Origin of the sequence: Pseudomonas sp. C11 (assembly GCF_034683865.1) — a bacterium.
In the GTDB taxonomy this organism is placed as follows: Bacteria; Pseudomonadota; Gammaproteobacteria; order Pseudomonadales; family Pseudomonadaceae; genus Aquipseudomonas.
Window position 1 is genome coordinate 1 of sequence record NZ_JAWIIP010000005.1, and the last position, 12,758, is coordinate 12,758.

The following is a 12,758-nucleotide window of genomic DNA, read 5'->3' on the forward strand; positions in this document are numbered from 1 at the left end:
ACTGCACGCCAGCCTCGGATACCTGCCCCCGATCAGCAGAGCGCCGCTTCCACTGAACAACGTGCTGGGTTTACACAGCTAGCCACAACCCGCCTGCAGGTTCAGACCAACGACTTATCCAAGACCTGCTCGATCTCGCGCTGGATCATCCCGCCCATGGCCGACAACAGCAGGCCCAACTTGACCTCGACCCGCACATGATCATCGCCCACCTCGATCTGGCCATCGGCACCGCTGCGCTTGAACTCCAGGGTGTCGCCGTTCCAGCGGTAGCGCACGTCGTACTCGCTGGCCAGGCGCTCGGCCAGGCGTTCGGCCTTCTCGCGGGCGGCCTCACGGCCAAGGGAATGGGATCGTTCGACACGAATGCGGGACATGACAGCTCCTCAGTCAGGCAGGCGCCGCAATGCTGCGGCATGAAGTCACAGCACTCTAACAGCCCGCCAAGCCACCTGGCACCCAGGCAAGACAAAGGCCGCACGCAGCTTTAGAATGGTGCGGTTTTCTACCCGGTGAGAGCGACATGAGCGATCCACGCAAGGCCCAGGAGCAGGAACCCACCACCCACTTCGGCTTCCAGGACGTACCGGAAAGCCAGAAGGCGGAAAAAGTGGCCGAGGTTTTCCATTCGGTAGCCGCCAAGTACGACCTGATGAACGACGTGCTCTCCGGCGGTCTGCATCGCCTGTGGAAGCGCTTCACCATCGAGCTCTCTGGCGTGCGCCCAGGCAATCGCGTGCTCGATATCGCTGGCGGCACCGGTGACCTGACCCGCAAGTTCTCCAGCATCGTCGGCCCCACTGGCCAGGTGGTTCTGGCCGATATCAACGACTCCATGCTCAAGGTCGGCCGTGACCGCCTGCTGGACAAGGGCGTGGCCGGCAATGTGCAGTTCGTTCAGGCCGATGCCGAGAAGCTGCCGTTCCCCGACAACCACTTCGACGTGGTCACCATCGCCTTCGGCCTGCGCAACGTCACCCACAAGGAAGACGCCCTGCGCTCCATGCTGCGCGTGCTCAAGCCCGGTGGCCGCCTGCTGGTGCTGGAGTTCTCCAAGCCCGGCAACCCGCTGCTGGCGAAGATCTACGACACCTATTCGTTCAGTTTCATGCCGCTGGCCGGCAAGCTGATCACCAACGACTCGGACAGCTACCGCTACCTCGCCGAATCGATCCGCATGCACCCGGATCAGGAAACCCTCAAGGCGATGATGGTCGACGCCGGCTTCGAGCGCGTCACCTACCACAACATGACCGGCGGCATCGTCGCCCTGCATCGCGGCATCAAGCCTTAATGCTCATAACGGGACTGCTGGCAGGCGTCGAAACGGGGCTCAATCGTGTCCTGCGCCTCGACGGCACGGCACTGCCACGCCTGCATGCACTGGCCGGCAAGGTCATCGCCGTGAACTGCCAGAGCCCGGCGCTGGAGCTGTTCATCCTGCCCAGCGGCGAGGGCCTGCAACTGGCATCCCAGTGGCATGCGCCCGCCGACTGCACCCTGACGGCGCCGGCCGCCAGCCTGGTTCGCCTGGCCCTGAGCCGCGACAAGACCGCCGTGCTGCACAGCCCCGAGGTGTCGCTCGATGGCGACAGCGGTGTGCTCCTGCAACTGGCCGGTATCCTTCAGGATCTGGAGCTGGACTGGGAATACGAAGTCTCGCGCTGGCTCGGCCCGGTGGCCACCACCTTGTTCGCCAGCCATCTGCGCAGCCGCGTGAACCTGGCCACTCAGGGTGCTGCCAGCCTCAAACAGGATCTGGCCGACTACCTGGCCGAAGAGTCACGTACCCTGGTCGGCCAACGCGAAGCCGATGTGCGCTTCGCCGAGCTGGATCACCTCAAACTCGCCCTCGACCGCCTGGAAGCACGCATCGAGCGCCTCACTTCTGCCCATAAGCCCGACGCATGAAGCTGCTTGCCGTTCGCCGCCTGCTGCGCATCCAACGCGTGGTCATCCGCTATCAACTGGACGACCTGCTCCTCGAACTACCGCTGCCCTTCTGGCTGCGCGCACTGTCCTGCCTGCTGCCCTGGCGCTGGCTGCCGCGCAAGCCACTGGAGCTGTCGCGCGGTGCGCGTCTGCGCCTGGCGCTGGAGGATCTGGGGCCGATCTTCATCAAGTTCGGCCAGTTGCTCTCCACCCGCCGCGATCTGCTACCGCCGGATATCGCCGACGAGCTGGCGCATCTGCAGGATCGCGTGCCGCCCTTCCCAGAAGATCAGGCCATCGCCCTGATCGAGCGCCAACTCGGCGCGCCGGTGAGCGAAGTCTTCGCCCGCTTCGACAGCCAGCCGCTGGCCTCGGCCTCGGTGGCCCAGGTGCACGCTGCACGGCTGAAAAGCGGCGAAGAAGTGGTGGTCAAGGTGGTACGCCCCGGCCTCAAGCCGGTGATCCGTCAGGATCTGGCCTGGCTGTTCCTGATCGCCCGCATCGCCGAGAAGGCCTCGGCCGATGCGCGCCGCCTGCGCCCCGTGGAAGTAGTCAGCGATTACGAGAAGACCATCTACGACGAGCTCGACCTGCTGCGTGAGGCAGCAAACTCCAGCCAACTGCGGCGCAACTTTGATGGCTCGCCGCTGCTGTATGTGCCGCAGGTGTACTGGGATCTGTGCCGCCACCAGGTACTGGTGATGGAGCGCATCTACGGCATCCCAGTCACCGACCTCGCTACCCTGGCCGACCAGCGCACCGACATGAAGCTGCTGGCCGAGCGCGGCGTGGAAATCTTCTTCACCCAGGTGTTCCGCGACAGTTTCTTCCACGCCGACATGCACCCCGGCAACATCTTCGTCAGCACCCGCACGCCGTGGAGCCCGCAATACATCGCCATCGACTGCGGCATCGTCGGCAGCCTCACCGACGAGGATCAGGACTACCTGGCGCGCAACCTGCTGGCCTTCTTCAAGCGCGACTATCGCAAGGTCGCCCAGTTGCACATCGACTCGGGCTGGGTGCCGGCCGATACCAAAGTCAACGAGTTCGAAGCGGCCATCCGTACCGTGTGCGAACCGATCTTCGAGCGGCCGCTGAAAGACATCTCCTTCGGTCAGTTGCTGCTGCGCCTGTTCCAGACCGCGCGGCGCTTCAATATGGAAGTGCAGCCGCAGCTCGTGCTGCTGCAGAAGACCCTGCTCAACATCGAAGGCCTTGGCCGTCAGCTCTATCCGGATCTCGACCTGTGGAGCACTGCCCAGCCTTTCCTCGAACGCTGGATGCGCGAGCGCATCAGCCCGCTGCACCTGCTGCGCAACCTGCAGCAACAGGCCGAGCAAGTGCCGCACCTGTCGCAGATCGCCCGCGACACCCTCGAGCGTCTGCAACAGCAACCCGCGCCCCAATCCACCGCGCAAGGTTCTCAGTGGCCGCTGCGTCTACTCGGCGCCGCACTGATAGGCGCCGGCGCCATGCAGGGATTGGCACCGCTGCTGGCCACCTGGCCCGCCTGGCTGATGGTCGGCGGCGGACTCTATCTGGTGCTGCGCCGATAGCCAGCCAGCGACGGCACTGGCACACTTGGCGAATTGACAGTCCGGCACGCCCGGCAGACTTGGAACACCGATGAACGATTGGCTCGACGAAATCCACTGGAACGAAGACGGCCTGGTGCCGGCCATCGCCCAGGATCACCAGACCGGCCGCATTCTGATGATGGCCTGGATGAACCGCGAATCCCTCGCCCTTACCGTCAGCGAACAGCGTGCCATCTACTGGTCACGTTCGCGTGGCAAGCTATGGCGCAAGGGCGAAGAGTCCGGCCATGTGCAGAAACTGCACGAACTGCGCCTGGACTGCGACGCCGACGTTATCGTGCTGATGGTCGAGCAACTGGGCGGCATCGCCTGCCACACCGGCCGTGAGAGCTGCTTCTATCGCGTGTACGAGAACGGCGCCTGGAAAACCGTCGACGCCGTGCTCAAAGATCCGCACGCCATCTATGCAGGACACAGCCATGAGTGACACCCTGAGCCGCCTGGCCGAAGTACTGGAGGCGCGCAAAGGCGCAGCGCCCGATAGCTCCTACGTCGCCAGCCTGTATCACAAGGGTCTGAACAAGATTCTGGAAAAGGTCGGTGAGGAATCGGTGGAAACCATCCTCGCCGCCAAGGACGCCGCCGTCAGCGGCGATAGCACGGATCTGATCTACGAAACTGCCGACCTGTGGTTCCACAGCCTGGTGATGCTCGCCGCCCTCGGCCAGCACCCGCAGGCCGTACTGGACGAACTGGATCGCCGTTTCGGCCTTTCCGGCCACGCGGAAAAAGCCGCGCGGCCGCAATCCGAATAACCTTCACAACGGAGAACGCATCATGGGTCTCGGCGGTATCAGCATCTGGCAACTCCTGATCATCCTGCTCATCGTGGTCATGCTGTTCGGCACCAAGCGCCTGAAGAACCTGGGCTCGGATCTGGGTGACGCAGTCAAGGGCTTCCGCAAATCGATGGACAACGCCGAGGCTGACAAGCCGGCGGTGGAAGAGCCCAAGGGCCAGACCATCGACGCCCAGGCACGCAAGGTCGAAGAGCCGGCGAAGAAAGACTAAGAGCGCCACGCCATGTTCGACATCGGTTTTACCGAGTTACTGCTGGTTGGCCTGGTCGCCCTGGTGGTGCTGGGCCCTGAACGCTTGCCGGGTGCCGTGCGTACCGCCGGTTTGTGGATCGGCCGGATAAAGCGCAGCTTCAACTCGATCAAGGCCGAGGTGGAGCGCGAAATCGGTGCCGACGAAATCCGTCGTCAGTTGCATAACGAACGGATCCTCGAACTGGAGCGGGAAATGAAGGCGATGAAACAGGAGCTGACCGGCACCGCGCTCGGCAAGCCTGAAGACCCGGCTGGCAAAACCGCAGCCGACGCGCCCCAGCCGCCTCAGGACAAGAATCCTCAGCCATGAGCCGCATCCCGGAATCCGACCAGGAAATGCCCCTGGTCTCGCACCTGACCGAACTGCGCACGCGTCTGTTGCGTTGCGTGGTCATCATCCTGCTGATCTTCGCCGGCCTGTTCTATTTCGCTCAGGATATCTACGCCCTGGTGGCCGCACCGCTGCGCGCCTACCTGCCGGCAGGCGCGACGATGATCGCCACAGGCGTCGCCTCGCCGTTCCTCACACCGTTCAAGCTGACCCTGATGTGCGCTCTGTTCCTCGGCATGCCGGTGATCCTGCACCAAGCCTGGGGCTTCATCGCGCCAGGGCTGTACAGCCATGAAAAGCGCATCGCCGTGCCGCTGCTGATTTCCAGCATTTTCCTGTTCTACGCCGGCATGGCCTTCGCCTATTTCGTGGTGTTCCCCATCATGTTCGGTTTCTTCGCCAGCGTGACCCCGGAAGGGGTGGCGATGATGACCGACATCGGCCAGTACCTGGACTTCGTCCTGACCCTGTTCTTCGCGTTCGGCGTGGCCTTCGAGATTCCCATCGCCACCTTCCTGGTGATCTGGATCGGCCTGGTCGACGTGGCCACGCTGCGCAAGAGCCGCCCGTACGTCATCGTCGGCTGCTTCGTGGTCGGCATGGTGCTGACGCCCCCGGACGTCTTCTCGCAGACGCTGCTGGCCGTGCCGATGTGGCTGCTGTTCGAAAGCGGCGTGATCGCCGGTGCAATGGTCAAGCGCAAGCGCGATGAGCAACAGGCCGAGGAAGAAGCCGAGCCCGAAGATCAGCCGCCTGCGCCGCTGTCGTGAATCTCCTGCTACTGGAAGACGCCGACTTCATCGGCGTCGATCGGGTTCGCCTGACGGGCCGGCGTCTCAAGCATCTGCATGAAGTGCACCGGGCCGAAGCGGGTGACCGCCTGCGCGTCGGTCGCTTGGGTGGCCAGATGGGCGAAGGGCATCTGCTCAGCCTCGATGCCGACAGCGCCGAACTCGCGGTGGAACTGAACCAGGCGCCGCCGGCCAAGCTGCCGCTGACCCTGATCCTCGCCCTGCCCCGCCCGAAGATGCTCAAGCGCACCCTGCAGACCATCGCCAGCATGGGCGTGCCGCGCCTGGTGCTGGTCAACAGCTATCGGGTGGAGAAAAGCTTCTGGCAGACCCCCTTCCTGCAGCCAGAAGAAATTCGCGAACAGTTGATCCTCGGCCTGGAGCAGGCGCGCGACACGGTGCTGCCCGAAGTGAGCATCGAAAAACGCTTCAAACCCTTCGTCGAGGATCGCCTGCCAGCGCTGGCAACCGGCACCCTTGGCCTGGTCGGCCACCCCGGCGACTACCCGGCCTGCCCACGCGCCGTCGAACAGCCGGTGACGCTGGCCATCGGCCCGGAGGGAGGCTGGATTCCCTATGAAATAGAGCTGCTGCGCGAAGCCGCAGGCCTACAGCCAGTGCAGCTTGGCGAGCGTATTCTGCGGGTGGAGACGGCAGTACCGGTGCTGCTGGCCAGGTTGTTCTAAGCACGAACGATCAACCTGTAGGAGCGAGCTACCGCTATACCTCCAGCAGGAAGGTTACCGGCCCATCATTGACCAAGTGCACCTGCATATTGGCGCCGAAGCGCCCAGTAGCGACCTGCGGATGCTGAGCGCGCGCCTGCCCCACCAAGGCGTCGAACAACGCCGCGCCCTGCGCAGGCGGTGCAGCACTGGAGAAACTGGGGCGCATGCCGCTCTTGGTGTCGGCAGCCAGGGTGAACTGTGAAACCAGCAACAGACCACCCTGCACATCGGCGAGCGAGCGGTTCATCTTGCCCGCCTCGTCACTGAACACGCGATAACCGAGCAGCTTGTGCAGGGCGCGGCCAATGCTGGCCTGGTCGTCCTGCGGCTCGATGCCGACCAGCGCCAGCAGGCCCTGATCGATGCTGCCCACCACTTCACCGTCGACTTCCACTCGGGCAGCGCTGACGCGCTGGATCAGCAGCTTCATGCATCCTCCGGCGGCATATCGAGCAGGCGTCGGGCCATCTGCTCGGCGGCGCGCATCAGCGCATCGGTGATGCCGGGCTCGGCCGCCGAGTGGCCGGCGTCGCGGATGATCTGCAGCTCGCTGTTGGGCCAGGCCTGATGCAGCGCCCAGGCGTTGTCCAGCGGGCAGATGGCGTCGTAACGACCATGCACGATGATGCCCGGCAGATGGGCGATCTTCGGCATGTCGCGGAGCAGTTGGTTCGGCTCGAGGAAGGCGTCGTTGACGAAGTAATGGCACTCGATACGAGCGATGGACAGCGCCCGATGCGCCTCGCTGAAGCGATCGACCACCTGGGTATTGGGGCGCAACGTGGCGGTGCGCCCCTCCCAGGTCGACCAGGCCTTGGCCGCGTGCATCTGGGCGATCTGATCGGCACCGGTCAGGCGCTTGTAGAAGGCCTGCATCAGGTCGCCACGCTCTTCAACGGGAATGGGCGCCACGTAGTCTTCCCAGTAATCGGGGAACAGGCGGCTGGCGCCTTCCTGATAGAACCAGCTGAACTCCTGCGGTCGGCACAGGAAGATACCGCGCAGAATCAGGCCGTGAACGCGTTGCGGATGCGTCTGCGCGTAGGCCAGCGCCAGGGTCGACCCCCAGGAACCGCCAAACAGCACGAACTTGTCTATCCCCAAGTGTTCGCGGATGCGCTCGATATCGGCGATCAGCGCCTGGGTGGTGTTGTTCTCCAGGCTCGCGTGCGGCGTCGAGCGGCCGCACCCACGCTGGTCGAAGGTGACGATGCGGTACAGCGCCGGATCGAAGTAGCGACGGCTGGCAGCATCACAGCCAGCACCCGGGCCGCCATGGATGAACAGCACCGGCAACCCGTCCGCCGAGCCGCTCTCGTCGACATACAGCACGTGCGGCGGCTCGACTGCCAGCTCATGGCGGGCGTAGGGTTTGATCTCCGGATACAAAGTCTGCATGGTTGGCTCCTGTTGGCTGGGCTACAACTGCCGTGTCCGCTCTGCCCGGCATCATAACCATGAAAAGGAAGTTCAGCATGTCGATGCGTCATCTGGTTTGGTCGCTGTTCGTCGCGCTCAGTCTTTCGATGATCGGCTGTGGCGCTCGCGACGACCCACAAGCCGCCCTCGAAGCCGCCGTGCAGCAGCTGCAGGACAATATCGAAGGCAAGCGCACCGGCGCGGTGATGGATCAGTTGCATGACGACTTCCTAGCCCGTCAGGAACTGGATCGGGACTGGGCCAAGCGCACCATGACCTTGCTGTTCCTGCGCCACAAGAACATCCAGGTGATCGCGCTGGGCAAGAACAGCTGGATCGACGCGGCAATTTCCAGCAAGGGCTACACCGAGGCACAGGTCGGCCTGAGCGGTGCCGAAGGATTGATCCCCGACAGCGCGCGGCACTATTCGGTAAAGCTTGAATGGTGGCTCGACGGCGACGAATGGAAGCTTGCGCGTCTGGATTGGCAGTGAAGGCGTAGCCCGGATGCAATCCGGGCTACGGGCGCGTCAGTCGGCCTTGCGCCAGATCAGCTCGGAGGTGTCGTAACCCTGTTCACGCGCGACGCTCAACAGCTTGTCGCGGGTTTCCTGATCGACTTCCGGGGTGCGTGACAGCAGCCACAGGTACTTGTGCTCAGGATGGCCGACCAGCGCCACGCGATAATCCTCGTCGTGGTAGATCACCCAGTAGTCACCCTTGATCGGCAGGATCTTGCTGGCCCAGTTGTCGAAGCGCACCCACAGTTTGTCGGTTTTCCCTTCGACCTGAGGTTCGGCTACCCCCTTGGCCTCGATCCACTCGCCATCCTTGTCACGGCAGCGGTTGGTGACGTCGATGCGACCATCGTCACGCAGCCCATAATGCGCTTCGGACTGCACGCAATTGCGCTGGAAGAACATCGGCAGCCGCGCCAGCTCGTACCAGGTGCCCTGGTAGCGCTGCAGGTCGACCTGCATGGTGTGCGGCGGTTCCTGAGGAATATTGCCGGTACCGGAGTTGGCACAGCCCGCGAGGGCAAGAATGGCGCCGGCGAGAAGAATCGAACGCATGGAAGCTCCTGTTACTTGAGTCCCTTGCCGGAGAACAGCATGACCTTGTCCCCGGCGTACTGGACGCTGATGTAGGCCTTGTCGTCGCCCCAGGTGCAACTGGTCATCCCCAGCGCCCCGGCACACTCGCCCGGCGCGCCAAGCAGGCTTTCCACCTCGGCCTTGCTCATGCCGGCCGCGAGCTTGGAATAGTTCTCCTGATTGACCTTGCTGCAGGCGGCCAGCAGGGCGCAGGCGAACAGAGCAAGAAAACGCATCTTCATGGGGTGCAACTCCTGATGGGAAGATGCCAGCAAGCTTGGCATAGCCGGCGACGACTTGCTCGCTTGGAGTTCAGAAACGCGAGCCAGGTTCCCGCAGGAAGGCTTGCTCGTCGTCACTGCAAGCGCGGCCGAGAATGGCATTGCGATGAGGGAAACGGCCGAAACGAGCGATCACCCGCTGATGGCGCTCGGCGAAGTCGAGAAAGTCGGCGAACAGCGCACGTTCCTCTGCAGCTGCTTCGCTCAGCAGCGCACGAAACAAGTCCACTGCACGGCTCTGCATGTGCAGATCCTCGGCATGCTCGAGCACCAGATAGGCAAAGACCCGCTGGATCGGCGCCAGCTGACGATCCCAGCCACGGTCGAGGCCCGTTTGCACCAACAAGCGGGCCTGACTGTCGCCATCAAAGGCTTGCGGCGTATCGCGAAAGATCATGCGCGGCAGTTGATCGAGCAAAATCAACTGCGCCAGCCAGCCTTGAGGGTCTTGCGCCCAGCCGTGCAACTGGTCAGCCAGCGCCTGTTTGACCAGCGCACCGAAACGCGCCTCGGCCTCACGATCCTGGCTGTCGCGCTTGCCGAACCATAACCTCTGACGCGCCGCTGCTACCTCGCTGGCGGTGCCATGATCGGCACCGAACCACCAATCGAGCAGCGGCTGCCAGGCGTTCATCAACCGCGATGGTAGGCGGTGATGCGCAGCACTTCTTCCTTCGAGCCGAGGAAGACCGGCACGCGTTGGTGCAGCGAGGTCGGCTGGATGTCTAGGATGCGCTGATTACCGTCGGTGGCAGCGCCACCGGCCTGTTCGATGATCATCGACATCGGGTTGGCTTCGTACATCAGGCGCAGCTTGCCGGGTTTTTCCGGCTCACGGGCATCACGCGGGTACATGAACACGCCGCCACGGGTGAGGATGCGGTGCACGTCAGCCACCATCGAGGCGATCCAGCGCATGTTGTAGTTGCGACCCAGCGGGCCGGTCTCGCCAGCCAGCAGCTCGGAGACGTAACGCTGCACCGGCGCTTCCCAGTGGCGCTGGTTGGACATGTTGATGGCGAATTCCTTGGTGGATTCCGGCACCTTGATGTTGTCGTGGGTGAGCACGAAGCTGCCCAGTTCGCGATCCAGGGTGAAGCCCTTGACGCCATTACCCAGGGTCAGCATCAGCATGGTCTGCGGGCCGTAGATGGCATAACCGGCACAGACCTGCTCGGTACCCGGCTGCAGGAAGGCTTCCTCGCCCAGGTCACCGGTCTCGCCATTGCGCTCGGGGCTGCGCAACACGGAGAAGATGGTGCCGACCGAAACGTTGACGTCGATGTTGCTGGAGCCGTCCAGCGGGTCGAACACCAGCAGGTAGGCACCTTTCGGGTACTTGCCGGGGATCTGGTAGGCGTTGTCCATTTCCTCGGAGGCCATGCCAGCCAGGTGGCCGCCCCACTCGTTGGCTTCGAGCAGGATCTCGTTGGAGATCACGTCGAGCTTCTTCTGCACCTCGCCCTGTACGTTCTCGCTGTCCAGGCTGCCCAGCACGCCACCGAGGGCGCCTTTGGACACCTGGTGGCTGATGGCCTTGCAAGCCCGTGCCACAACTTCGATAAGGAAGCGCAGATCAGCCGGCGTGTTATGGCTGCGAGTCTGTTCGATCAGGTAGCGGCTGAGGGTGACGCGGGACATGGACAGCTCCGGATAGGAAAAAATTGCGCGCAGTTTAACCCGAGTCGCCGCGCATTGCTGCCTGCTGGGATGGATGGCGGCTGTCCGCCTCCGGCAGCAGGGAGCAGACGCGATTGCGCCCGGCATGTTTGGCCTCGTACAAGGCGGCATCGGCGGCTTGCAGCAACTCATCCAGTTGCTGCCCCTGCTGCGGCCAACAGGCGAGGCCGGCAGACAGGGTGACACGCTGATCGCCACCACAGGTCGGAAGGTCACGGCTCGCCAGCTGCGAGCAGATCAGATGCAGGCGGCTGGTGGCTTCGCCTGGGTCGACCCCAGGCAGGATCAGGAGAAACTCCTCACCGCCGATACGAAAGACCGCATCGGTGCTGCGCAAGTTCTCCAGCAGATGCCGCGCAACCTCTTTGAGCACGTCGTCGCCAACCAGGTGCCCGCACTCATCGTTGAGGCGTTTGAAGTGGTCGAGGTCGATCAGGGCCAGAGCCAGCGGCAATTGTTCACGCTGCATGCGAGCGATCTCGCGGTCGAAGAACTCGTTCAGGTAGCGACGGTTGTACAGCCCGGTAAGCGGATCGCACAGCGCCTGCTCGCGCAGTTGCTCATGCAGCTGGGAAATGGTGCGCAGGCGCTCCTCGCTGAGCGCCAGGGCCTCGGCCAACTTGAGCTTGGCCAGGTGGCGCTGGGTCACATCACGCACGTACAGCATGCGTCCGAGGCGCATCGACCCGTTGCGCGTGGTGCGCTCGATAGCGCGTACGCGCACCTCGTAATAGCGGGCGGCGCAGGTCAGCGTCAGCATCTGCTCGGCTGAGTCCTCGTCATGCGTGTCGAGCAGGTGTTGCAGGTCGCTGCCGAATACCGGCCAGTCGACCAGCGCGCGTCCCTGCCACCCCTGCTGCAGGCCGGCCAGCTTGAGCGCGGCCGGGTTGGCCTCGATCACCCGCCCCCGCGGATCGACCACCAGCACCGGGTCGATCAGAGCCTCGAGCAGCAGGTGTTTCGCCACCGGCAGCAGATCGAACAGGCGCGCACCGACGATCAGCCAGGCGAAGGCCACCAGGGTAAAGGCGAAGCAAAATGAGGTGGGATCGATGCCGAAGACCGTCCAGCCGAACACCACGTAGGCGATATTGGCCGCCCAGGGCGCGGCCGTAACCAACACGAAGCCCAGGTAATGGCGGCGATGCACGCCCTGACTGAGCAGCGCGGCGCGTACCACCACGCCCATGCAGAAGGTCATCAGCAAATAGACATAGGCGGCGGTGGCGTAGAACAGCGGGCCATGCTGGTAGTCCACGGGCGCGCCAGGGCTGTCATCGATGGGAGCGCTGCCGGCCAGGTAGAACAGGTGATGCCAGGGATTGCTCAGCGCGGTGATCCATACCAGCAGCGGCATCAGGCTCAGGGCCACGACTCCGGCGCGCGGCATGGGCGCGCGCACGCTGTGCACGTACTGCCAGAGAAAGACCGCCCAGAAGGTCGGGGTGAACATGATGCCCAACCAGGCCATGCCGGCCAGGAACATCTTGCAGTCGGCGGCCTGGACGCTCAGTTCCAGCGAGGCACAGGCCATCCACCAGAGGCTGGACAGGTGCAGGAGGATGAAGCTGTCACGCCCGGGAAAGTCGCGCTGGCGACTCATCCAGTGCGCCAGCGCGATGGCGCCGAAACACACCAGCAGGGTGACCAGCACCGGCGGCGAAGGCGACCAGCCAGGTGCCATGCAGGCGTACATCAGCCGCGCTCCCCGTGATGGGCGATAGCGGCCGAGTTGATCGGAGAAGTCGAGGTATGCAAGGAGCCGTCCTGACCAGGATAGAGAGCGCGTGGCGCCCGAACCTGCTCACGCTTCACAACGCGGCTGCACATCCTGAACCGCGAAACCGTG

The 12,758-nt window shown here is 63.8% G+C and carries 18 protein-coding genes; 10 read left to right on the forward strand and 8 right to left on the reverse strand.

Going from position 1 to position 12,758, the window contains the following annotated elements:
• Positions 1-101: 101 nt before the first annotated feature.
• Entirely contained in the window at positions 102-377 is a 276-nt protein-coding gene (locus tag VC352_RS09530) for a polyhydroxyalkanoic acid system family protein (protein WP_322979336.1), read from the reverse strand.
• A 146-nt stretch (positions 378-523) separates the two neighbouring features.
• Between VC352_RS09530 and ubiE the strand changes: the two genes are divergently transcribed.
• The 9 genes from ubiE to VC352_RS09575 all read left to right on the forward strand — a co-directional run bounded on the left by ubiE (position 524) and on the right by VC352_RS09575 (position 6,393).
• Positions 524-1,294 (forward strand): bifunctional demethylmenaquinone methyltransferase/2-methoxy-6-polyprenyl-1,4-benzoquinol methylase UbiE, encoded by a 771-nt coding sequence (gene ubiE, locus VC352_RS09535; RefSeq protein ID WP_159970036.1) that lies wholly within the window; start codon positions 524-526, stop codon positions 1,292-1,294.
• Positions 1,294-1,911 (forward strand): ubiquinone biosynthesis accessory factor UbiJ, encoded by a 618-nt coding sequence (locus VC352_RS09540; protein ID WP_322979337.1) that lies wholly within the window; start codon positions 1,294-1,296, stop codon positions 1,909-1,911. The genes ubiE and VC352_RS09540 overlap by 1 nt, the downstream gene beginning before the upstream one ends.
• A complete protein-coding gene (ubiB, locus tag VC352_RS09545; RefSeq protein ID WP_322979338.1) occupies positions 1,908-3,491 on the forward strand; it encodes a ubiquinone biosynthesis regulatory protein kinase UbiB in 1,584 nt (527 codons plus the stop codon). The genes VC352_RS09540 and ubiB overlap by 4 nt, the downstream gene beginning before the upstream one ends.
• 70 nt (positions 3,492-3,561) lie before the next feature.
• The gene (hisI, locus tag VC352_RS09550; RefSeq protein WP_322979339.1) at positions 3,562-3,960 is read left to right on the forward strand and encodes a phosphoribosyl-AMP cyclohydrolase; all 399 of its coding nucleotides are present in this window, start codon (positions 3,562-3,564) and stop codon (positions 3,958-3,960) included.
• Positions 3,953-4,288 carry a phosphoribosyl-ATP diphosphatase gene (locus VC352_RS09555; RefSeq protein WP_322979340.1) on the forward strand — a complete coding sequence of 112 codons (336 nt, stop codon included), beginning with the start codon at positions 3,953-3,955 and terminating at the stop codon, positions 4,286-4,288. Before hisI ends, VC352_RS09555 begins: the two co-directional genes overlap by 8 nt.
• Positions 4,289-4,310: 22 nt before the next feature.
• Positions 4,311-4,544 (forward strand): Sec-independent protein translocase subunit TatA, encoded by a 234-nt coding sequence (gene tatA, locus VC352_RS09560; RefSeq protein ID WP_322979341.1) that lies wholly within the window; start codon positions 4,311-4,313, stop codon positions 4,542-4,544.
• Positions 4,545-4,556: 12 nt separating this feature from the next.
• The gene (tatB, locus tag VC352_RS09565) at positions 4,557-4,895 is read left to right on the forward strand and encodes a Sec-independent protein translocase protein TatB (protein WP_322979342.1); all 339 of its coding nucleotides are present in this window, start codon (positions 4,557-4,559) and stop codon (positions 4,893-4,895) included.
• A complete protein-coding gene (gene tatC, locus VC352_RS09570; RefSeq protein WP_322979343.1) occupies positions 4,892-5,686 on the forward strand; it encodes a twin-arginine translocase subunit TatC in 795 nt (264 codons plus the stop codon). The genes tatB and tatC overlap by 4 nt, the downstream gene beginning before the upstream one ends.
• Positions 5,683-6,393 carry a 16S rRNA (uracil(1498)-N(3))-methyltransferase gene (locus VC352_RS09575; RefSeq protein ID WP_322979344.1) on the forward strand — a complete coding sequence of 237 codons (711 nt, stop codon included), beginning with the start codon at positions 5,683-5,685 and terminating at the stop codon, positions 6,391-6,393. Before tatC ends, VC352_RS09575 begins: the two co-directional genes overlap by 4 nt.
• 34 nt (positions 6,394-6,427) lie before the next feature.
• On the opposite strand, the gene dtd is transcribed toward VC352_RS09575, so the two are convergent.
• The gene (dtd, locus tag VC352_RS09580) at positions 6,428-6,865 is read right to left on the reverse strand and encodes a D-aminoacyl-tRNA deacylase (RefSeq protein WP_322979345.1); all 438 of its coding nucleotides are present in this window, start codon (positions 6,863-6,865) and stop codon (positions 6,428-6,430) included.
• Positions 6,862-7,833 (reverse strand): prolyl aminopeptidase, encoded by a 972-nt coding sequence (pip, locus tag VC352_RS09585; protein WP_322979346.1) that lies wholly within the window; start codon positions 7,831-7,833, stop codon positions 6,862-6,864. Before pip ends, dtd begins: the two co-directional genes overlap by 4 nt.
• Positions 7,834-7,910: 77 nt before the next feature.
• Here pip and VC352_RS09590 point away from each other — a divergent pair, with 77 nt between their 5' ends.
• Positions 7,911-8,348: a hypothetical protein gene (locus VC352_RS09590; RefSeq protein WP_322979347.1), complete on the forward strand. Its 438-nt coding sequence runs from the start codon at positions 7,911-7,913 to the stop codon at positions 8,346-8,348.
• Positions 8,349-8,384: 36 nt separating this feature from the next.
• Here VC352_RS09590 and VC352_RS09595 read toward each other — a convergent pair whose 3' ends face one another.
• From VC352_RS09595 to VC352_RS09615, 5 genes are all read right to left on the reverse strand, one after another.
• On the reverse strand, positions 8,385-8,927 hold the full coding sequence (locus VC352_RS09595) for a lipocalin family protein (protein ID WP_322979348.1): 543 nt from the start codon (positions 8,925-8,927) through the stop codon (positions 8,385-8,387).
• 11 nt (positions 8,928-8,938) lie between these two features.
• A complete protein-coding gene (locus VC352_RS09600; protein WP_322979349.1) occupies positions 8,939-9,190 on the reverse strand; it encodes a hypothetical protein in 252 nt (83 codons plus the stop codon).
• 70 nt (positions 9,191-9,260) lie between these two features.
• A complete protein-coding gene (locus tag VC352_RS09605) occupies positions 9,261-9,863 on the reverse strand; it encodes a DUF924 family protein (RefSeq protein WP_322979350.1) in 603 nt (200 codons plus the stop codon).
• A complete protein-coding gene (locus VC352_RS09610; RefSeq protein WP_322979351.1) occupies positions 9,863-10,870 on the reverse strand; it encodes a class 1 fructose-bisphosphatase in 1,008 nt (335 codons plus the stop codon). Before VC352_RS09610 ends, VC352_RS09605 begins: the two co-directional genes overlap by 1 nt.
• Before the next feature lie 34 nt (positions 10,871-10,904).
• The gene (locus VC352_RS09615; RefSeq protein WP_322979352.1) at positions 10,905-12,605 is read right to left on the reverse strand and encodes a histidine kinase N-terminal 7TM domain-containing protein; all 1,701 of its coding nucleotides are present in this window, start codon (positions 12,603-12,605) and stop codon (positions 10,905-10,907) included.
• Positions 12,606-12,758 lie beyond the last annotated feature (153 nt).